The organism is Pseudorhodoplanes sp. (genome assembly GCF_050250235.1).
In the GTDB taxonomy this organism is placed as follows: domain Bacteria; phylum Pseudomonadota; class Alphaproteobacteria; order Rhizobiales; family Xanthobacteraceae; genus Pseudorhodoplanes.
In genome coordinates, this window is sequence record NZ_JBFWPA010000120.1 from 1 (window position 1) to 19,687 (window position 19,687).

17 protein-coding genes and 1 rRNA gene are annotated in these 19,687 nt (G+C 63.8%); 7 read left to right on the forward strand and 11 right to left on the reverse strand.

Annotated features, from left to right (window positions below; all coding sequences use genetic code 11):
• From dapE to dapD, 5 genes are all read right to left on the reverse strand, one after another.
• The coding region (dapE, locus tag AB7F49_RS30995) for a succinyl-diaminopimelate desuccinylase (RefSeq protein WP_428529629.1) at positions 1–943 on the reverse strand (943 nt) is incomplete at its 3' end.
• Entirely contained in the window at positions 885–1,328 is a 444-nt protein-coding gene (locus AB7F49_RS31000) for a DUF805 domain-containing protein (protein WP_428529631.1), read from the reverse strand. The genes AB7F49_RS31000 and dapE, both read right to left, overlap by 59 nt.
• A gap of 17 nt (positions 1,329–1,345) precedes the next feature.
• Entirely contained in the window at positions 1,346–1,777 is a 432-nt protein-coding gene (locus tag AB7F49_RS31005; RefSeq protein ID WP_428529632.1) for a DUF805 domain-containing protein, read from the reverse strand.
• 70 nt (positions 1,778–1,847) lie between these two features.
• A complete protein-coding gene (locus AB7F49_RS31010; RefSeq protein ID WP_428529633.1) occupies positions 1,848–2,333 on the reverse strand; it encodes a DUF805 domain-containing protein in 486 nt (161 codons plus the stop codon).
• Positions 2,334–2,590: 257 nt separating this feature from the next.
• Positions 2,591–3,436: a 2,3,4,5-tetrahydropyridine-2,6-dicarboxylate N-succinyltransferase gene (gene dapD, locus AB7F49_RS31015; protein ID WP_428529635.1), complete on the reverse strand. Its 846-nt coding sequence runs from the start codon at positions 3,434–3,436 to the stop codon at positions 2,591–2,593.
• Positions 3,437–3,604: 168 nt separating this feature from the next.
• Here dapD and AB7F49_RS31020 point away from each other — a divergent pair, with 168 nt between their 5' ends.
• Positions 3,605–4,465: a mechanosensitive ion channel family protein gene (locus AB7F49_RS31020; RefSeq protein ID WP_428529637.1), complete on the forward strand. Its 861-nt coding sequence runs from the start codon at positions 3,605–3,607 to the stop codon at positions 4,463–4,465.
• Between the two features lie 95 nt (positions 4,466–4,560).
• Here the strand turns inward: AB7F49_RS31020 and AB7F49_RS31025 are convergent, their stop codons facing one another.
• Positions 4,561–5,535 carry a TauD/TfdA dioxygenase family protein gene (locus tag AB7F49_RS31025; RefSeq protein ID WP_428529639.1) on the reverse strand — a complete coding sequence of 325 codons (975 nt, stop codon included), beginning with the start codon at positions 5,533–5,535 and terminating at the stop codon, positions 4,561–4,563.
• 149 nt (positions 5,536–5,684) lie between these two features.
• Between AB7F49_RS31025 and AB7F49_RS31030 the strand changes: the two genes are divergently transcribed.
• The 3 genes from AB7F49_RS31030 (at position 5,685) to AB7F49_RS31040 (ending at position 8,727) form a co-directional block, all read left to right on the forward strand.
• A complete protein-coding gene (locus AB7F49_RS31030; RefSeq protein ID WP_428529640.1) occupies positions 5,685–6,734 on the forward strand; it encodes a TRAP transporter substrate-binding protein in 1,050 nt (349 codons plus the stop codon).
• A gap of 191 nt (positions 6,735–6,925) precedes the next feature.
• Positions 6,926–7,429, forward strand: coding sequence for a TRAP transporter small permease (locus tag AB7F49_RS31035; protein WP_428529642.1), 504 nt, complete (start codon positions 6,926–6,928; stop codon positions 7,427–7,429).
• Entirely contained in the window at positions 7,426–8,727 is a 1,302-nt protein-coding gene (locus tag AB7F49_RS31040; RefSeq protein WP_428529644.1) for a TRAP transporter large permease, read from the forward strand. Before AB7F49_RS31035 ends, AB7F49_RS31040 begins: the two co-directional genes overlap by 4 nt.
• A 12-nt stretch (positions 8,728–8,739) precedes the next feature.
• Here the strand turns inward: AB7F49_RS31040 and AB7F49_RS31045 are convergent, their stop codons facing one another.
• The 3 genes from AB7F49_RS31045 to AB7F49_RS31055 all read right to left on the reverse strand — a co-directional run bounded on the left by AB7F49_RS31045 (position 8,740) and on the right by AB7F49_RS31055 (position 11,791).
• Positions 8,740–9,507, reverse strand: coding sequence for a pyrimidine 5'-nucleotidase (locus tag AB7F49_RS31045; protein ID WP_428529646.1), 768 nt, complete (start codon positions 9,505–9,507; stop codon positions 8,740–8,742).
• A 43-nt stretch (positions 9,508–9,550) separates the two neighbouring features.
• The gene (locus AB7F49_RS31050) at positions 9,551–10,501 is read right to left on the reverse strand and encodes a DUF1036 domain-containing protein (protein WP_428529648.1); all 951 of its coding nucleotides are present in this window, start codon (positions 10,499–10,501) and stop codon (positions 9,551–9,553) included.
• A gap of 120 nt (positions 10,502–10,621) precedes the next feature.
• Positions 10,622–11,791 (reverse strand): hypothetical protein, encoded by a 1,170-nt coding sequence (locus AB7F49_RS31055; RefSeq protein ID WP_428529650.1) that lies wholly within the window; start codon positions 11,789–11,791, stop codon positions 10,622–10,624.
• Positions 11,792–12,000: 209 nt separating this feature from the next.
• Between AB7F49_RS31055 and AB7F49_RS31060 the strand changes: the two genes are divergently transcribed.
• Positions 12,001–12,726, forward strand: coding sequence for a FecR family protein (locus AB7F49_RS31060; protein ID WP_428529652.1), 726 nt, complete (start codon positions 12,001–12,003; stop codon positions 12,724–12,726).
• A 29-nt stretch (positions 12,727–12,755) separates the two neighbouring features.
• Here AB7F49_RS31060 and AB7F49_RS31065 read toward each other — a convergent pair whose 3' ends face one another.
• A complete protein-coding gene (locus AB7F49_RS31065) occupies positions 12,756–13,514 on the reverse strand; it encodes an MOSC domain-containing protein (protein WP_428529654.1) in 759 nt (252 codons plus the stop codon).
• 257 nt (positions 13,515–13,771) lie between these two features.
• On the opposite strand from AB7F49_RS31065, the gene clpB reads away from it, so the two are divergent.
• Positions 13,772–16,372 carry an ATP-dependent chaperone ClpB gene (clpB, locus tag AB7F49_RS31070; protein WP_428529656.1) on the forward strand — a complete coding sequence of 867 codons (2,601 nt, stop codon included), beginning with the start codon at positions 13,772–13,774 and terminating at the stop codon, positions 16,370–16,372.
• Positions 16,373–16,491: 119 nt separating this feature from the next.
• On the opposite strand, the gene AB7F49_RS31075 is transcribed toward clpB, so the two are convergent.
• Complete coding sequence (locus AB7F49_RS31075; RefSeq protein WP_428529658.1) at positions 16,492–18,528, reverse strand: peptidoglycan DD-metalloendopeptidase family protein; 2,037 nt, start codon at positions 18,526–18,528, stop codon at positions 16,492–16,494.
• A 742-nt stretch (positions 18,529–19,270) separates the two neighbouring features.
• Here AB7F49_RS31075 and AB7F49_RS31080 point away from each other — a divergent pair.
• Positions 19,271–19,687, forward strand: a 16S ribosomal RNA gene (locus AB7F49_RS31080); the annotation flags it as partial.

The window sequence follows — 19,687 nt, forward strand, 5'->3', positions numbered from 1 at the left end:
CGAACGAGAACCGGATTTTTCCGGCCGAAGCACGGACCGCTCGTTCCTCCATCAGCGCCTTCAGCGATTCCTGATCATGCAGGTCGTTGAACCGGATGTTGAAGCGCGCGCGCGCCTCGGCCGGAATGAGATTCACGGTCTTGTTGCCGATATCGATCGAGACGAATTCGAGATTGGACGGGTCGAACAGCTTCGAGCCCCGGTCCAGCGGTTCGGCCTTGAGCGCGGCGATCAGGGTGACGAGGCCGGTCACCGGATTGTCGGCGCGCTCCGGATAGGCGACATGGCCCTGCTTGCCATGCACGATCAGGGTGCCGTTCTGCGATCCGCGCCGGCCGATCTTGATGGTGTCGCCCAGCGTCTCGCGGTTGCTCGGCTCGCCGAGGATGCAGTGATCGAAGGTCTCGCCGCGCTTCGCCGCCCAGTCGAGCAGCTTGGGCGTGCCGTTGATGGCGACGCTCTCCTCGTCGCCGGTGATCAGGAACGAGATCGATCCGCTGCCGTTCTTTTGCGGCTTGCCGCCGTTTGCCGCGAGATGATCGAGCACGGCGGCGATGGAGGCGGCGATTCCGCCCTTCATGTCGACCGCGCCGCGGCCGTAAAGTACGCCGCCTTCGATCTCTCCGGCAAAGGGCGGGTGCGTCCACGCCATCTCGTTTCCCGGCGGCACCACATCGGTATGGCCGGCAAACATCAGGTGTGGCGAGCCCGAGCCGATGCGGGCGTAAAAATTCTCCACGTCCGGCGTGCCGGCTTGCGAGAAGGTCATGCGATGGGTGGTGAAGCCCGCGGACTTCAGTATCGCTTCGAGATAGCTGAGCGCGCCGCCCTCCGCCGGCGTGACCGAGGGACAGCGCAGCAGGCCTTGCGCGATGGCAACGGGGTCAGCGGGTGGCTTCGGGTTCGCCGATCGGCTCGCGTTGCGCAAGGGGGTCCGGTCCATAATCGTTGTTGCCATCCGTACCGCGCAGGACGCCAAGCTCCAGCAGTCCCCACAGGCCAAGCGCAAGGCTTAGCACGGCCAGCACCCACCACAGCGCGCCGTGGTCCGTCAACCGGTCCGAGATGCGGTCGATGACGCCGGGCAAGAAGATGAAGACCAGCGACCAAAAGCCGGACCGGCCGCGATCATGCAGCCGCTTGACCGCAAGAGCATAAACCGAAACGAATACGAACAGAACCAGCGGCACGGCCAGCAGCGGATGATCGCTCCAGATCACGATGGCGAACATCACCGCAATCGTGAAAGCGATGCCCAGCATGCCGTACCACCATTGGGCGCGGCCGATGCGGCCGGAGAAGCCGAGGAAGAATGTGAGGAATGCCATGCGCATCTTCCTCTCGATCACAATGCCGGGATCGCGGTCTCGTCCGCGTCACTCTCGTCATACTCGTTGACGCCTTCGACGCCGCGCCGCAGACCGAGTTCGGTCAGGCCCCAGGCGAACAGGGCGATGGCCGACGACACGAACATCCACCAGACCGGCGAACCCTCGGCGATGCGGGACGCGAGCAGCAGCAGGATTGCGGGAATGACGGTGATCCAGCCGATGTACCAGCCGGTCAGGTCGCGGTCGTGCAGCCGCTTGATGCCAAGCGCGAAAATCGGAAAGGTGGACAGCAGCGCGGACGGCAGGAAGAAAATCGGATGCATGCGCAGAATGCCGATCCCGACCACAATCGAGGCGGCGGAGGCCGCGACGATGGTCATGCCGAGCCACCAATGCGCGCGGCCGATGCGGCCGTGAAAGCCGAAAAGCAGAGAAAACAGGCTCATGACGCGTCCCCAATGATGCGACCCTGGATATTGGTCGCCGTGGGGGCGCGTGAGGTTCGATGGCGACCGATCAGAGACTGACGCTGGCCGGGATTTCCTCGGGCGCCAGCGGATCGGGGCCGAAATCGTTGCGGCCCGGCGTCCCCCGGTGAAACCCGAGGACGATGAACAGCACAAGCGCATACATGGCGTAGATTCCGAGCAGCACCCAGCCGAGGGCGTTCGGGTCCGTCTCGTTGCCGGTAACGCCCGACAGGTCGCCGGCCGTCAGCAGCGCCTCGAGCGCGAAAATGGGCCACAGATATCGGCCGGAGCGGTTGAGGTCATGCAGCCGCTTCACTGCGACCGGAACCGACGCAAGCATGATCAGCCAGCCGATCGCCAGCGACATCGCGCTGTTGCCGGAATAGGGGCCGTCGAGCGCATCATCGCCCCATATGGCGACGACTGCGACAAGGGCTGCGAAGGCGGCGCCGAGAATGAGCAGCGAGCCGATCCAGTAAGGCTTGCGGTTGATGCGTCCGTCCAGGCGGGTGAGCAGATCGATCACATTCATCGTCGGCCTCATGCGTTTCGGCGGTTTCGTTCAGCGATCCTCGCCATACGGATTGCGGCCGACGCCAGCGCCGCTTCGAGACGAGCGGCTCTCTCGGCGCGCAGCACCATGGCGCCGAGACAATTGGCGCCAATGATCGCCATGCCGGACCGCCACTCGAAGGCGATACGGAACATTCGGGAACGGCGAAAACCAGCGCATCACGCACCCGTATCGGCAGCGATTCGGGGTGTTGTCGTGCGAATCTCTGTCGCGGTTCAGTCCCGCAGCAACTCGTTGATCGAGGTCTTGGAGCGGGTCTGTTCGTCGACGCGCTTGACGATCACCGCGCAATAGAGGTTCGGGCCGGGCTGGCCGTTCGGCAGCGGCTTGCCCGGCATCGTGCCGGACACCACCACGGAATAGGGCGGCACTTCGCCGCGGAAGCTCTCGCCGGTCGAGCGGTCGATAATAGTGGTGGAGGCGCCGAGATAGACGCCCATCGACAGCACCGATCCTTCGCGCACCACGACGCCCTCGGCGACCTCGGCGCGCGCGCCGACGAAGCAATTGTCCTCGATGATGACCGGCCCCGCCTGCAGCGGCTCCAGCACGCCGCCGATGCCGGCGCCGCCCGAGATGTGGCAGTTCTTCCCGATCTGCGCGCAGGAGCCGACCGTCGCCCAGGTGTCGACCATGGTCCCGGAATCGACATAGGCGCCGAGATTGACGAAGGACGGCATCAGCACCACGCCCGGTGCGATGAAGGCAGATTTGCGCACCACGCAATTGGGCACCGCGCGGAAGCCGGCCTTCCTGAATTTGGCGGCGGTCCAGCCGTCGAATTTCGAGGGCACCTTGTCCCACCAGACCGATTTGCCGGGACCGCCGCGCATCACGGTCATGTCGTTCAGCCGGAACGAGAGCAGGACCGCCTTTTTCAGCCACTGATTGACCTGCCAGCGTCCGTCATTCTGCTTTTCGGCGACGCGCGCGGTGCCGGAATCGAGAAGCTCGAGCGCCTGCTCCACCGCCTTGCGAACCGGCCCTTTGGTCTTGGGTGAAATGCCGTCGCGCTTGTCGAAAGCGTCGTCGATGGTCTGGGCGAGTTTGTCGTGAGCCATGGGGGATCGTCATTCCGGCTGGCGATAAGGCGGAGTTTTGTCGATGGAACGGAGCACGGTGTCAAGGCGACGCAGCAGCTACGGGTTGAATTCCTCGCCCTCGCGTTCGAATAGAGCCGCAGCGGTCGCCTGCGGCCTGTTGAATTCAAGCGCAAGGAGGGACTTCCGATGGACCCAAAAGCCCTGACCGATCAGGCCACCACTTTCCTGTCGCAGCTTTCCGCGTGGGCCGCCCTTGCCTTGCCGAACTTCGTCAGCGCGGTCCTGCTGTTTGCGCTCGGATGGTGGATCGCCGGACGCGCTCAACGCGCTGTTGCAGGACTGCTCGACAGGACATCGCGGGTCGATCCGACGCTGCGCAGCGTGCTTTCCTCGCTGGTTCGCTATGCCATTCTGGTCCTTGTTGCCGTTGCCGTTCTCGGACAACTGGGAATCCAGACCACCAGCATTCTTGCGGCGCTGGGCGCCATCGGTCTGGCGATCGGGCTGGCGATGCAGGGCACGCTCTCGAATATCGCCGCAGGATTGATGCTGCTTTGGCTGCGGCCGTTCCGGGTTGGGGATTATGTCGACACCGGCAGCGTCGCAGGAACCGTCAAGGAGGTCGGGCTGTTTGCGAGCGAGCTGCATACCTGGGACGGCATCTTCCTGTTCGTGCCGAATGCGCAATTGTGGAACACCAGGATCACAAACTTCTCCCGGCTGCCGACGCGGCTGGTGGATCTGAAATTCGCCGTGGCCTATGGCGACGATATCGCGACGGGTCTGAATGTCCTGACGGAACTGGCAGCGTCCGATGGTCGCGTGCATTCGGAGCCCGCGCCGCAGGTATTCGTGGACGAACTGGGCGACAGTGCGGTGATCCTCATCTTGCGGGTGTGGACCGCGACATCGGAATACTGGAATCTGCGGCGCGACCTCACGAGACGCGGCAAATCCGAACTGGAAGCGGCCGGCCTGTCATTCCCGTTTCCGCAGCGCGACGTGCACATCCACAGCGTTCAGCCGGATCACGAGGCGGCGGCGTAGCGTGGTGGTCGAGGCAGTGTACGGGTGCTGTCCCTTGGCAAAGCGCTGATCCCCTCGCGGATGCGGGGAGATCGGGTCGCCTGGGCCCGCAGGAATCAATGCGGCTTGTGCCCGCCGTGGGTGTCGACACCCTTGGGCGCGACATATTTGGCGCGCCGCACCGTCGACGGGTCGGCGGGGTCGAGGCCCTTCACCGGACCGCCCTGGATGGTGATGCGCTCCATGTAACGTCGCTGCGGATAATAGTCGTGCACCGCATAATGCTGAGTGGAGCGGTTGTCCCACATCGCGATGGTGTGCGGCTCCCAGTGATGGCGGAACTGATATTCCGGCACGAAAGCCTGCTGGAAGAGTGTGTTGAGCAGCGCGCGGCTCTCGGTCTCTTCCATCCCGTCGATCGCGATGGTGAATTGCGGATTGACGAACAGCGACCTGCGACCTGAATCCGGATGGATTCGCACCACCGGATGCAGAACCGGCGGATATTTCAGCTCGAACTCCTGCAGCTTCCTGCGCTCCTCCGGCGACTTGCCGAACAGCGGGCGGAACGGCTTCATGTCGTGAATCGCATAAAGCCCGGAAATGTACTGCTGCATCTTGTCGCTCAGGCCCTCATAAGCCGCGGTCATGCTGGCGAACATGGTGTCGCCGCCGACCGCCGGCACTTCCTTGGCGACCAGGACGGTCGCCATCGGCGGTTCGGCGCGGAACGTCTCGTCCGAATGCCAGACATCGGTGCCGAAGGGCGGGGTGGTCTCGTCGTTGCGAAACTTGATCAGGTGAGGCGCATCCTTGCCTTCGTTTGGCGCGAAGGGATGCACGGTGAGTTCGCCGAATCTGCGGCCAAAGGCGACCAGCTGATCGGAGGTCAGGTCCTGGTCGCGGAAGATGATCAGCTCGTTTTCGACCAGCGCCTGGTTGAGCGCTTCGAACTGCGCGTCGAGCAACGGCTGGCGCAGGTCGATGCCTGAGATTTCAGCACCGAGATTGACGCCCACGCGCCGCACGGTGATCCCGGCCTGCTGCGAGATCACGGGCCGCGCCACGCTCGGATTGAGGCGCTCGGACATGGGCAATCCTCCAAGTTTTTTACACTATCCGCCACCCGCGCGGCGTGCGCAACATTTGCCAATCGCGGTTGCAGGGAGGCGCGGCTTTTGGCAGCCTACGTCTCACAACGAAGCGACCGGCGCACAGCCGGCGCGTGGGAGGATTCATTATGAGAAGCAAGTTCTGGAATCTGCCGGCATTCGCCGTTCTGGCACTCACGGCGAGTATCGCGACTGCTGCGGCGCAGCAGAAGCCGATCGAGCTGAAGCTCACGCATTTTGTGACCGAACAGCATGCGATGTCGCGGTGGCTGGCCAAGTGGGCAGACCAACTGGAAAAGGATTCCGGCGGTCGCATCGTGGTCAAGCGTTTCCCCAACTCGACCATGGGCCCCGTCCAGCAGCAATACGACCTGGCGCGCACCGGGCAGGCGGACATCGCCTGGTTCCTGCATGGCGCGACCCCGGGCCGTTTCCCGCTGACCGAACTGGTGCAGGTGCCCTATCTCATGGGCTCGGCGGAGATCGGCACCAAGGCGCTGAACGATCCGGAGCTGCGCGCGAAATACCTGGACGCCGAGCACAAGGGCGTGAAGGTGCTGATCCTGCTCACGCATCAGCCCGGCCAGATTCACACCACCAAGAAGCCGATCCGATCGACCGACGACATGAAGGGGCTGCGCATCCGCTTCGCGTCGCCGACGATTCGCGACTTCGTGGCGGCGCTCGGCGCGACGCCGGTCGGCGTGCTGCCGACCGAGCAGGTCGAGCAATTGCAGAAGGGCACGATCGACGGCGTGTTCATCGACTACGGCGGCGCCGGCATCGCCTTCAAGATGGGCGGCACGGTCAAGCACTCGACCGAGATGTATTCCTATGTGTCGAGCTTCGGCGTGGTGATGAATCAGGATACCTGGAACAAGCTTCCGCCCGATCTGCAGGCGCTGATCACGAAGTCGGTTCAGAACGTCGAAAAGGAAATCGGCGAAGCCTGGGACGGCCTCGACGTGCCCGGCAAGAAGGCGCTGATGGACGGCGGTGGCGAGGCCATCAAGCTGTCGCCTGCGGAGGACGCCAAGTTCCGCAAGATCGGCGCCGATGTTGCCGCCGCCAAGGTGAAGGAACTTGACGGCAAGGGGCTGCCCGGCACCGCCGTCTACGAGATGATGAAGGGGCTGGCGGACAAGCATTCGAAGACCTCGAAGAATTTCTGGAACTGAGCGTGTTTCGGTTTTGCGTCGCAAGTGGCGCAGGTCTGCTCCCTCCCCCTGAAAGGGGGAGGGTTGGGGATGGGGTCTAGGTTGGTACGGCGAAAGACCCCCACCCGGATCGCTTCGCGATCCGACCTCCTCCTTTCAGGGGGAGGTGACGTTGCGGCTGGCTCGCCCGCTATTCTCCACGGGTCATCGCGGTGAAACGCATCGGCACTATCGCATCGACGATCTGCGGTGCGGTCGCGGCAGTGTTCCTGGTCGGTATGCTGTTGCTCACCGTCGCGGATGTCGTTTTGCGCGCTTTTTTCAACTATCCGATTCGCGGCGTGTACGAGCTTGTCGAGCTGATGCTGGCCGGCACGTTCTTCATCGCGCTGCCCTGCGTGTTCCTGCGCGACGACAACATCCTGGTGAACACTATCGACGAGTTGCTGCCGCGGATCGTGCCGTTCCTGACGCGGGCGGCGCTGGTGCTCGCGGTCGCGGTGTTCGTCGTGCTGGTCTGGCAGGGCTGGTTCGCGGCGCGGGATTCCTACGAATTCCATGATGTGACGGCCGATCTCGCCTTGCCGCGTTACTGGCACTGGTCGCTGGTTCTGATCGGCATGAGCCTCGCGGCGCTCGCCGCCCTGTTCATGTTGTTTCGCCGCGACGACAAGGCGCCGGGCCGCTCGCCCGACCCGACGGAACCGCGGGCATGAGCATCATGGCCGTCGGCATCGTTGGCGTGGTCGGCCTGCTGGCGTTGATCTTCCTGCGCGTGCCGATCGCGATTGCGCTCGCCGCGTCCGGCTTTCTTGGATACGTGGCGATCGACGGCTGGCCGCCGGCGCTCAGGATGGCGGGCAGCGTGCCGAACCAGATGGCCAGCGCCTATTCGCTCTCGGTGATCCCGCTGTTCATTCTGATGGGCTCGGTGGCGTCGCGCGCCAATATGGCGACCGAATTATTCCAGGCCTGCAACGCGGTGTTCTCCGGCATCCGCGGCGCGCTCGCCAACGCGACCATCGGCGCCTGCACGCTGTTCGGTGCGATCTGCGGTTCCTCGATCGCGACCGCCGCCACCTTCTCGCGTGTTGCCATCCCGGAAATGCGCCGCAACGGATACGACGCGGCCTTTTCCGGTGGCGCCGTGGCTTCGGCCGGCACGCTGAGCGTGCTGGTCCCGCCCTCGGTGCTGACCGCGATCTATTCCATCGTCGCCGAAGTCTCGCTGGTGAAGCTGTATGCCGCGGCATTCGTGCCGGGCTTCGTGCTCGCCGGCCTGTATGTCCTGACGGTCTGGGCCGTGGCCTGGCTCAAGCCGGACTGGGTTCCGCGCGTCGCGTCGATGCCGCTCGGACAAAGGCTGCGCGCTTCGCTCGGCATGTGGAAGCTTGGCATCCTGTTCTTCCTCGCGGTATTCGGCATCTATCTCGGCTGGTTCTCGCCGACCGAAGCCGCGGCCGTCGCGGCCTTCGCCGCGATCGTCATCGCGTTCGCCACCCGGGCGATGAATGTGCGCGGCCTGATCGAATGCATCCTGGAGACGGTCTATACGACCGCGTCGATCCTGTTCGTGGTCGCCGGCGCCTTCATCTTCGCGCGCTTCATCGTGCTGACCCAGTTCCCGACCGAACTGACCAAATGGGCGCACCTGAGCGAATTGTCGCCGTTCTGGGTGCTGATGCTGGTGATGGCGCTCTACATCGTCCTTGGCACCTTCCTCGACGAGGTCTCGACCATCCTGATCACGGTTCCGATCACGTTGCCGCTGATCAACGCCATCGGCTATGACGGCATCTGGTTCGGCGTGTTCGTTACCGTGATGTGCACGATCGGGCTGATCACGCCGCCGACCGGGATGACGGTGTTCGTCATCCAGGCGCAGCATCCGGAAATCCCGGTGATGCGTATCTATGCCGCCACGCTGCCGTTCCTTGCCGCCGATCTGGTGCTGATCGCGCTCCTGATCCTGTTTCCGGCGATGGCGCTGTGGCTGCCGAGTATCATCGGATAGCGCCGCGCGGGTTCAGCGGCAGCATTTCGCCTGAAGGAAGCCGGACAGGTCGTCGGTGACGTGATGCACATGGGGGGCGTCCCGCCCCTCGAGTTCCCAGCCTTCTCGAAACACTTCCCGTGTGCCTTCCGGCACCACCAGCACCGTGGTCATGCCGAGTGCATGGGGGACGGCGAGATTGCGCGCAAGATCCTCGAACATGGCAGCCTGGGCAGGATCGACACCATGGCGAAGGAGAAATCTCTCGTAGGTTTTCTGCGACGGCTTCGGTTCCAGTTCGGCGGCGATGATGTCGAACACGTCCTCGAAATGATCATGGATGTCGAGCCGCCGCATCACCGCGTCGGCATGCTTGCGGGTGCCGTTGGTCAGGATCAGCTTTCGTCCCGGCAGGCGTTCCAGCGCCGCCCCGAGACCCGGATTCGGTTCCAGCGGCGAGTGGTCGATCTGGTGCACGAAGTCGAGAAAATCGTCCGGCTCCATGCCGTGCTCGGTCATCAGCCCGCGCATCGAAGTGCCGTACCGGCGATAATAGTCCTTCTGCAGCCGGAAGGCTTCATCACCGGTGAGGTCGAGCAGTTTCGCGATGTAGTCGCGGATGCGCTCGTCGACCTGCTGCCAGAGGTTGAGATGATGCGGGTAGAGCGTGTTGTCGAGATCGAAAATCCAGGTGGTGACGTGGGCAAAGGCGCCGCCGCGCGCCGCGGTGACCCCTCCGTCCGCCCCGTCTGCGGGAACAGGCTGACCGTCGGCGGCGCGGGAAAGAGGCCCTGAATTCATGGCGCCTATCTATGGCAGGCCGCGGCAATGCGCCAGCGGACCTCTACTTGAATCGCACGATGGTCGGGCCCTGGCCGGTCTCGACGGCCGCAAATCCGGTCTGCGCCATGCCGCGGGCCTTGCAGTCGACGTGATCATAAGACTCGAATTTGGCCGCGCGGGTGCACAGCATCGTCGCGCCGCCCCAGGCGATCGGTCTGCCGCCGCTCGACAGCGTCTGTCCGTTGGCGTCGACCGCCTCGCCGAACGAGAAGATGCGCTTTGCCTGCCCCGCTGCTTCGGGCCGCAGGCAGCGGCCGGGCTCGACGCGATACCAGCCACGGGTGGTGATCGCATTCGCGTCCTCGATGCCGATCGCGGCCATCACCGCATATGCGGTGTCGTTGCACCATGCGAAGCCGGTGCCGGGCTTCTGCGCGGCCTCCATCAGCAAAGTGAAAAAGTCGGACCGCGCGGCGGCGGTGACCTGCAGCTTGCTGTCCTGCGCAAACTGCCGGATGGCGTTGTCGGTCTTGTCGCCGCGCACGCCGTCGATCGGGCCGGGGTCGTAGCCCGCGACCGCCAGCAGCCGCTGGATGCCGGCGTCGCGGGCCTGATCCTCCGAATAGCCGGCTTCTTCGGCGAGCGTGACGCGATGGCCTTCTTCGGTCTGCGAAGGCTTCGCCGCCGTGAACAGCACCGGACGCTGGCCGCCGCGGCAATTGCGCGCACTGGCGATGGAGAAATCGGTGCTGCCGGTACAGAACTCGGTGTCGCCCCGCAGCGGCAGCGGCGCGCCGCCATACATCGGGAGAACGCGGGCGTGGAGAAACAATTCGCCTGCCGGCAGCTTTCCCTGCAACGCATTCCGGCACTGGCCGGGCTCGAGCCGATACCAGCCGCGTGAGGTGGCCGTTCCACGATCCTCGAAGGCGAGGGCGACATCGACCACATAGCTCAGATTGTTGCAGAGCTTCAGATCGGCGCGCGCAGGGGTGACGGCGAGCGCGATCATGAGAGCCGCCCCCAAGCCAAGCCAATATCGTCCGCTGGCCATCGCCCGCCCTGCGATTGCTGTCAGGGCAAGGTGCTGCGCTGGAGGTTAACGCGCGGTAAACGAACCGTCGGGACCGGGTCAGCGGCCCGGCATGGGCGCCGGCCGGAACGGATCGAAGCGCTTGGTGACGGCAGCGGTCACGATGTGATCGTTGAATTCCTTGGTGGGATCGTTGGAGTCGTTGCGCAGATAGCGATAGTCGAACCGCAGGTCCCATTCCTTCCAGAAGAAGCCGGGAAAGATAGCCATCGCGCCCGGGATCAGCAGGGTGTCCTTGCGCTGCTCGCCGGTCCCGATGACGTAGTCGTTGCGATAATTGCGCTGGCTCACCTGGAAATTCAGGCCGACCGTCACCCACGATCCGAATTTCTTGAAGAGTTCGACGCGACCGCCGTATTCGGTATAGGCGCCGGGCTGAATCTCCTGGACGAGCGTATTCGTCACGGTGCCCGAAATGTCGCTCCACAGCACCCAGGGCGAGAACGCGAACACGGTCCCTTCGCCGAACAGCTTCGGGATCGCTACGCGGCCGCGGATGTCGTAGTACCAGCCCTCCTGCGACGGAAAATAACTGTCGTAGGAGCGGTACGCCGCGCGGAAGCGCAAGGATCGGTAGATTCCCTCCGGCGTGGTCCCTTCGAAGGTCGCGCTGCCGGACCCCTCGCCGTAATAGAAGCGGTCGTCGAAATAGCCGACGGCGCCGCCGATCGCAGGAGTGAAGCTCAGCCCCGGGATCAGATCGATCAGCGGTCCGGTCTCGCCGCCGGCATGCGCGTAGTTCAGGTCGCCGTATTCGCTGTTGACCCGGCCGAAGATGGCGCCATTGGTGCGCCACATCTGGCCGCCGATCCTGCGCTCGTCCTGAAGCGCAATGAGGCCCTGTCCGAACCAGGTGCTCTTGCCTTGCTGGTTGGCTCCGTTGCGATTGGTATAGGGATCCTGATTGGCGGGCAGGTAATAGAGCGGGTTGGATTCGTAACCGGCGCCGAGTTCGATCGTCATCACGGTATAGGTCGGCTGGATGGCGCGCCGGACCCGCATCAGCCCGACCTTGCCTTCCCAGTTGCTCGGGTCGTTGAGCACCACGCGCTCATAGGCCATCAGGGCCCAGCGCAAGTTGCCTTGCTCCTCAGCGAGGCGTGCGAAACGCAGATTGAGTTCGGTATTGGCAGGTTCGCGCAACACTCGCGCGTACAGGGTATCGATTTCTTTCGCGCTGGCTGCGACCGATCCGGCTACCACCGCCATGGCCACCAAGAGCCACACTATCCCCCGGTTCAAGATCACAAGGCCGCCCCGACTTTCAAGCAACACTCGTTGCTAATTGCCTTGCTCGTCTAGCGTAATTGGCCAGTCTCGGCTATGCAGGAAACGCTTGAGGCCGATCAACCTCGTCGGCCGTGTTTTAGGAACCACACCCCGTCTCTGATGGGTAAAAAGGTAGCGATTGTTCGCCCATGCCGCCTCGCCCGGTCATACTCCCGTTCTCTCTTGCCGTTGCGGCGCTGACGCTCGCCGGACACTCTGCGGATGCGCAGTCTCGGATCGGCGTCGCTTCGGCAGTGAAGAACGACGTGCGCGGCAACAGCGGCGCACTCTCGGTCGGCAGCTCGGTATTCTCGAACGAGCGCATCAAGACCGGCGATGCGGCGACGGCGCAGCTCATGTTTGTTGACAAGACGGTGTTGAGCATGGGCCCGCGGGCGGAATTGCTGCTCGACAAGTATGTCTACAATCCGAATCGCGGCACCGGGCAGGTCGTGGTGAACGCCGTGCAGGGCTCGATGCGCTTTGTCACCGGCGCTCAGAATCCGACAAATTATGCCATCAAGACACCGGTCGCGACGCTCGGCATCCGCGGAACGGTTGTCGATCTTGACATCGGGGAAGAGATTTTCATCGGCGTGCTGCAAGGTGAAGTGAAGGTCACGCTCCTCGATGGGACGGTGTTCACGGTCACGTCGGGCCAGTCGATCTGGATCAGCAAGGATGGCAAGTCTGCCCGCAATGGCGGGTCTTACAAGGGCGACGGCAGCCCGACCAATCCGGAATTCCCGGCCGAAGTCCGAGTCGGCGACATCGACCAGCTCAACGCGCTCGATGCCGCCAAATACAAGGTGCCCAAGCCGAGTTGCGTCCCGTACTCGAACTCGCTGTCCTATTGTTATCCGAGCTACGACTGACCCGAGGCGCTTTTCGGAGCGGTTGAGCGTCAGGCGACGCGGATCGCGTCGCCGGCTGCAATGGTGCCGCCAGCCGTCACTTCCGCATAGACACCGCAATCCATGTGATCGAAGGCCCGCATCAGCGTCTTCGGAATTTCCAGATCGCGGATGCCGGTGCGTGGCTCCACATTGGTGGCGGCGCAGCGCACGATCCGCTTCACAACTTGCAGCCGCGCATCGCCGATCGAGAGGGTGCGTCCGAGCAGGTCGAATTCCTCCCAGGCCGGCCAGCCGTCGACATGCAGATTGCCGCGGAAGCGCAGCGGATCGACCGGAGCGCCGACCGCGCTTTCCACCGCCGCGACCGAGGCGAGGTTGATGATCGAAACCACCCTGGCGGCCACGTCGGAAAAGCTGTGACCCTCGCCGTGGAGCACCTTCGGCGGTCCGCGCAGTTCGTCGGCCGAGTAGCGTGCGAAAAAACCCTCGATCGCTGTCCGTCCGTCCGCCGTCCGCAGGTCGCCACGCGCGGCCTCGGCGCCGTTCAGCCGGACGGTCAGGGTGTGGCTCGCCTCGTCGTAATGGGTATCGAGGGCAGCGAGCCGCTCGTTGCGCATCAGCATCAGGAAGCGCTGCTTGGGGAAGTATCGCGGGGCTGACGGGTCGAAGCCGGAGGGGCCGTTTTCGATCGCGTACAGCCGGTCGGCGGGGAGGGGATGCCCCGCGGCAAGCGTTACTGCGTCCAATATTTCGGGACTGAGGCCCTTCACCGGGTAGTGGTAAATCGACTGGATTTTCGCGTTCATAAGCAGGAGCTTAACGGTGTCGGTGAATCGGCCTCCCCTCTTGCGGGAGCGGTAAGGCACCGGCAAGCTTTTTCGGTTGGCCTGCCTTCCGGAAACGGGACCGCATTCCTACATCGGGGCTGCGGATGCCCAGACGGGGTCCGCCGGAATGTCCCTGTATCGTGACCCGTCGGTTTGACGCGGATCACGGCGCCGGGACCCAGATGCTCCGCAGGTGCCTCTTGAAGGGCCGCGGATCAGACCGAGGGAGCGACATAATGGATTTTGAGAAATACACCGAACGGGTGCGCGGGTTCATTCAGTCTGCGCATTCGCTGGCCCTCCGCGAGGGCAACCCCCAGTTCACCCCCGACCATCTGCTGAAAGTGCTGCTCGACGACCCGGAGGGTCTTTGCGCCGGGCTGATCGACCGGTCGGGCGGCAATTCCAGACAGGCCCTGGCAGACGTCGAGGCGGCGCTGAAGAAGCTGCCCAAGGTCTCGGGCGGCGGCGCCAGCCAGCCGGCGATGACGCCGGCGCTGGCGCGCATTTTCGACCAGGCCGAAAAGGTCGCCCAGAAGGCGGGCGATTCCTACGTGACCGTCGAGCGTTTGCTGCTCGCCCTCGCGATGGACCGGGAAAGCGATGCCGGCAAGATCCTGCAGAAGGCGGGAGTCACCGCGCAGAACGTGAATGCTGCGATCGAGGCAATCCGCAAGGGCCGCACCGCCGATACCGCGACCGCCGAGAATGCCTATGATGCGCTGAAGAAATATGCCCGCGACCTGACGCAAGCCGCGCGCGACGGCAAGCTCGATCCGGTGATCGGCCGCGACGAGGAAATCCGCCGCACCATCCAGGTGCTGTCGCGGCGCACCAAGAACAATCCCGTGCTGATCGGCGAGCCGGGTGTCGGCAAGACAGCGATCGTCGAAGGCCTCGCGCTGCGCATCATCAACGGCGACGTGCCGGATTCGCTCGACGACAAGAAGCTGCTGGCGCTCGACATGGGTGCGCTGATCGCGGGCGCGAAATATCGCGGCGAATTCGAGGAGCGGCTGAAGGCGGTGCTGACCGAGGTCACCGGTTCGGCCGGCCAGATCATCCTGTTCATCGACGAGATGCACACCCTGGTCGGCGCCGGCAAGGCAGATGGCGCGATGGATGCCTCGAACCTGCTGAAGCCCGCGCTGGCGCGCGGCGAACTGCATTGCATCGGCGCGACCACGCTCGACGAATATCGCAAGCACGTCGAGAAGGATGCGGCGCTGGCGCGGCGCTTCCAGCCGGTGTTCGTGGAGGAGCCCACGGTCGAGGACACCATCTCGATCCTGCGCGGGCTGAAGGACAAGTACGAGGCCCATCACAAGGTGCGGGTGGCCGATGCGGCGCTGGTCGCGGCGGCTACGCTGTCCAACCGCTACATCACCGACCGCTTCCTGCCGGACAAGGCGATCGACCTGGTCGACGAGGCGGCGGCGCGGCTGCGCATGCAGATCGATTCCAAACCCGAGGAACTCGACAATCTGGACCGCGAAATCGTGCGGCGAAAGATCGAGCAGGAGGCGCTTCGCAAGGAAAGCGATGCCGGTTCGAAGGACCGGCTGAAACGGCTTGAAAAGGAACTGGCCGAACTGGAGGAAAAGGCCGACGCACTCACCGCCAAATGGAAGTCCGAGAAGGACAAGCTGACCCAGACCGCGGACCTGCAGAAGGAGCTCGACAAGCTGAAGAACGAGCTGGCTGAAGCGACGCGGCGTGGCGATTATCAGCGCGCGGGCGAACTGCAATACGACAGGATTCCGAAGCTCGAAGCCAAGCTCGCCGAGGTCGAACAGCAAAGCGCCGCCGGCGCCGTGCTGGCCGAGGAGGCGGTCACCGCAAGCCATGTGGCAGGCGTGGTGTCGCGCTGGACCGGCATCCCCGTCGACCGCATGATGGAAGGGGAGCGCGAGAAGCTGCTCAAGATGGAAGAGCAGATCACCAAGCGCGTCATCGGCCAGAAGGAAGCGGTGCAGGCGGTCTCGACCGCGGTGCGCCGCGCGCGTGCGGGCCTGCAGGATCCGAACCGGCCGATCGGCTCGTTCATGTTCCTAGGCCCGACCGGGGTCGGCAAGACCGAACTGACCAAGGCGCTCGCCGAATTCCTGTTCGACGACGAGCATGCGCTGGTGCGTATCGACATGTCGGAATACATGGAGAAGCATTCGGTCGCTCGCCTGATCGGCGCGCCGCCGGGCTATGTCGGTTACGAGGAGGGCGGCGCGCTCACCGAAGCCGTGCGCCGGCGGCCCTACCAGGTGATCCTGTTCGACGAGATCGAGAAGGCGCATCCGGATGTGTTCAACGTGCTGCTGCAGGTACTCGACGACGGCCGGCTGACCGACGGCCAGGGCCGCACGGTCGACTTCCGCAACACGCTGATCGTGATGACGTCCAATCTCGGCGCCGAATATCTGGTCAACCAGAAGGAAGGCGAGGATTCCGACGCGGTACGCGACCAGGTGATGGCGGTGGTGCGATCCAATTTCCGCCCCGAATTCCTCAACCGAGTGGACGAGATCCTGCTGTTCCACCGGCTGCGGCGCGAGGACATGGGCCGCATCGTCGATATCCAGTTGCAGCGGCTCCTGAAGCTGCTGGACGAGCGCAAGATCACGATCAAGCTCGAGCCGGCGGCGCGCGAATGGCTCGCCGACAAGGGTTATGACCCGGCCTATGGCGCGCGCCCGCTCAAGCGCGTGATCCAGAAGCACCTGCAGGACCCGCTCGCCGAACTGATCCTGTCGGGCAAGGTCAAGGATGGCGACACCGTCACGGTCTCGGCAGGCAAGAGCGGCCTGACCTTCAACGGCCAGGGCGTGAAGGAAGCGGCGTAGGTTCTAGTCTAGCCTCCAGAAAAGGACGCGACATCGTCATTGCGAGCGGAGCGAAGCAATCCATTGCCCGGCCTGAGCGCCGCCGGATTGCTTCGTCGCTTCGCTCCTCGCAATGACGTCTACCGCGCCGGTGCGTTGGTCTGTGCCAGGCGACCGCCGCCACCGCGCGCCATCATGCCGTCGATGCGGTCACGTTCGGCCTCGAACGAGGCGAACAACTGGTTTTCCAGGACGCGTCCGCGCGGCAGGCGGATGCGCATCGGGTCGACGAAGCGGCCGTTGACCATGATCTCGTAATGCAGATGGGCTCCGGTCGACAGGCCGGTCGAACCCACAAAGCCGATTACCTGACCCTGCCGCACCTTTGCGCCGGGTTCGATGCCCTTGGCGTAAGCGGTCATATGGCCATAAGCGGTTTCGTAGCCGTTGGTGTGCTTGATCCGGATATATTTGCCGTAGCCGCCTTCCCAGCCGACCTTGTCGATCTCGCCATTGCCGGCGGCATAGATCGGCGAGCCATGCGGCGCGGCCCAGTCCACGCCGGTATGCATTTTGGCGTAGCCAAGGATGGGGTGGCGCCGGACCCCGAAGCCGGAGCGCAGAATGCCATCGGACATCGGCTTGCGGACCAGAAACTTCTTAGCGCTTTTGCCGGTCTCGTCATAATAGTCGACGATGTTGTCATCGGGAGTCTGGAACCGGTAGAATTTCTTGTGCTCGCCGCCGACGGTGAGCGCTGCGAACAGCACGTCGTTGCGGGTCTCGACGCCGGCTGGCGACTCGTCTTCGCCCGCATAAAGAACGTCGAACGAATCTCCGGGCTGGACCTTGCGCTGGAAATCCACGTCATAGGAATAGACGCGGATCATGTCGTCGATGACCGCCCGCGGAATCTGGTTGCGGAGCGCGGTCTCGTGAATGCTCTGATAGAGCCGCACCCCCGAGCCGTCGTCCTCATCGTCGTCGCGAGCGTCCGCGACAGAAGCGGAGTTCATGGCGGCCACGTCCACCGACACATAGCGTCCGAGGTCAGACAGGGCGATCACGGCTTCGATGGTGGCTTCGTTGGCAACGATGACGCGCGCTGGCTGCAGTCGGCCGCCGAGGACCGCGGTCGTGAGGATGCGCAGGCGCTGACCTTCTTTCAGTCCATTATCGCGGCCGCGGAAGCCCAGAGCCGAGGCGATCGCGCGAATTTCCTCAGGCAGGGCGCCGATATCGCGCAGGATGCTGGAAACGTTGTCGCCCTTCTTGACGACGATCGTGCGCTCGTTGGCGGTGCTGGACGGCCCCGTGTTCTTCGGAAGAAGGGTGATGTTTTCGGGGACGATTCGCGCTTCGAACCCGGCATAGGGGTCGGGCGCGCCCTCGGGTGCATAGCCGAGCGCGCGGCTCGGCGTGATGCCGGCCACCTTGTAGCTGGTGGTGTCGCGCGCATTCCAGTTGGCGGCCTCACGTACGCTGGACAGGATATCGTCCATCGGCAGGACGCCTGCGATTTTTGCGCGCGGCAGGATGGCGGCAAGGTCGCGCTGCACGAACGATACCTCGCCGTCGGGTTCGGCGGCATTGGCGCTCTCTGTGCTGGTCACCGGCGCGTCGGAATCGGCAAGCATCTTCTGCGGGTTGAAGGGAGGAATATTCGCCGACAGTTCGGTAACCGCCATCGCGAGGTTGGACGACACGCGCACGAATGGCCGCACCCGCACCACTTCGCGGTTGCCGACACGGCTGGTCATCGAGACCCGGATCACCTGACGCGCAGAATCCGTCTCACCCGCGGGCGGCAGCCGGTCGGCCTTGCGCGGGCCCCCGCTGCGCTCCGCGATTGCGCCACGCAAGGCGGCTTCGACGCGTTCCGGCAATGCAGCGAAATGAGCCTCGCCGTCGAGCGCGGTGAACACGGCGCCGCCCATCAGGGCTGCGCCGCACAGGCCGGTCAGGATCGTGCCGGAAAACCACTGCGCCGAAACGCGGCGGCGGTCGACCGTCATCCCGGTCCCGCCATCGACGGAGAGCGGCGGCTCATTGCCAAGATCGATGCGATCGATCTCGCCCTTTGACCGGAGTGGCGCGCGCCGTCCGTGGTCCAATTCGCCGTCCCCCTGAACGTCCAGGCACTCCGAAAGGCTCGTGCGCCTGCCCGGTATGGTCATCAGATCATCGCGCCCCCAGCAGCGACCCGACCGGAAGACAAGGCCGCGGCAAGATGCCGTGGTGAGCGGGACGCGTCAATCCGCGCCAAACTCGCCTCGTACGATCCGGAAAAGCGGGCCAAGGGCCGCGAACACTTCCCCCCAACACTGCCAGCACGGCGGAGGAATGTGGCCTCAGTGCGGCGCAGCAGGCAAATGACTTGCAAAATCAAGGGCCCAAACCCATCTGTGGACGATCGGGCCGTTTGCGGCGCAGCGCGATTTTTTTGTTTGTAATCGTGTTGACACCAAATGACGCCCCGAATATATACCCACCACTCGGCGCGCCGCACTGCCTCGGCGTGATGACGCGCCTTTCGAAGCAACCTCACTTGAAACAGTGAACCAGCTTCCGATCAGTTGTCGGAGGCGGGATTGCTTCGGCGATTTCTTTGTCTCCGGGCTACCGGGGATGGGGTCTGCGGACCCCGGGCTGTTTGACAAGTGAATCGGAAGAAAGAGAAACGTGGACGGCGGAGTCCTTGCGGGCCGCTTCCAAGTACGTGACCGGAGTGCATGCTTCGGTATGCGTGTGGTTGCGGCCGAGTGAGAATATTCGGCGGTCTACGTTTCAAGGTACATCGCAACCGGTCGGGCATTCGAGCAATCGGGCGCAGGATCGGGTGGATGGACCTCGTCAAAGATGGCGTTGCGCAAGCAACACCAGCGAAAACGTGTGATCAGCCGAGATCAAAATCTCATGAAACTTGAGAGTTTGATCCTGGCTCAGAGCGAACGCTGGCGGCAGGCCTAACACATGCAAGTCGAGCGCCCCTCCTTCAAGCGAGCTTGGAGGTTGCGGAGCGGACTTTTCGAGTGAGCGCAAGCTCGCTTGAAGGGATCGTTTCAATATCAAGCGAGCCAAGGGCTCGCTTGATGGAGGGGAGCGGCAGACGGGAGAGTAACACGTGGGAACGTACCCTTCAGTTCGGAACAACCCAGGGAAACTTGGGCTAATACCGAATACGTCCGTAAGGAGAAAGATTTATCGCTGAAGGATCGGCCCGCGTCTGATTAGCTAGTTGGTGGGGTAATGGCCCACCAAGGCGACGATCAGTAGCTGGTCTGAGAGGATGATCAGCCTCACTGGGACTGAGACACGGCCCAGACTCCTACGGGA

What these genes read in the sequence shown, in the direction of transcription:
- AB7F49_RS31000 (WP_428529631.1), bottom strand. Translation starts at nt 1,328, where the DNA reads ATGGCATTCCTCACATTCTTCCTCGGCTTCTCCGGCCGCATCGGCCGC.
- AB7F49_RS31005 (WP_428529632.1), bottom strand. Translation starts at nt 1,777, where the DNA reads ATGAGCCTGTTTTCTCTGCTTTTCGGCTTTCACGGCCGCATCGGCCGC.
- AB7F49_RS31010 (WP_428529633.1), bottom strand. Translation starts at nt 2,333, where the DNA reads ATGAATGTGATCGATCTGCTCACCCGCCTGGACGGACGCATCAACCGC.
- dapD (WP_428529635.1), bottom strand. Translation starts at nt 3,436, where the DNA reads ATGGCTCACGACAAACTCGCCCAGACCATCGACGACGCTTTCGACAAG.
- AB7F49_RS31020 (WP_428529637.1), top strand. Translation starts at nt 3,605, where the DNA reads ATGGACCCAAAAGCCCTGACCGATCAGGCCACCACTTTCCTGTCGCAG.
- AB7F49_RS31025 (WP_428529639.1), bottom strand. Translation starts at nt 5,535, where the DNA reads ATGTCCGAGCGCCTCAATCCGAGCGTGGCGCGGCCCGTGATCTCGCAG.
- AB7F49_RS31030 (WP_428529640.1), top strand. Translation starts at nt 5,685, where the DNA reads ATGAGAAGCAAGTTCTGGAATCTGCCGGCATTCGCCGTTCTGGCACTC.
- AB7F49_RS31040 (WP_428529644.1), top strand. Translation starts at nt 7,426, where the DNA reads ATGAGCATCATGGCCGTCGGCATCGTTGGCGTGGTCGGCCTGCTGGCG.
- AB7F49_RS31045 (WP_428529646.1), bottom strand. Translation starts at nt 9,507, where the DNA reads ATGAATTCAGGGCCTCTTTCCCGCGCCGCCGACGGTCAGCCTGTTCCC.
- AB7F49_RS31050 (WP_428529648.1), bottom strand. Translation starts at nt 10,501, where the DNA reads ATGATCGCGCTCGCCGTCACCCCTGCGCGCGCCGATCTGAAGCTCTGC.
- AB7F49_RS31055 (WP_428529650.1), bottom strand. Translation starts at nt 11,791, where the DNA reads ATGGCGGTGGTAGCCGGATCGGTCGCAGCCAGCGCGAAAGAAATCGAT.
- AB7F49_RS31060 (WP_428529652.1), top strand. Translation starts at nt 12,001, where the DNA reads ATGCCGCCTCGCCCGGTCATACTCCCGTTCTCTCTTGCCGTTGCGGCG.
- AB7F49_RS31065 (WP_428529654.1), bottom strand. Translation starts at nt 13,514, where the DNA reads ATGAACGCGAAAATCCAGTCGATTTACCACTACCCGGTGAAGGGCCTC.
- clpB (WP_428529656.1), top strand. Translation starts at nt 13,772, where the DNA reads ATGGATTTTGAGAAATACACCGAACGGGTGCGCGGGTTCATTCAGTCT.
- AB7F49_RS31075 (WP_428529658.1), bottom strand. Translation starts at nt 18,528, where the DNA reads ATGACCATACCGGGCAGGCGCACGAGCCTTTCGGAGTGCCTGGACGTT.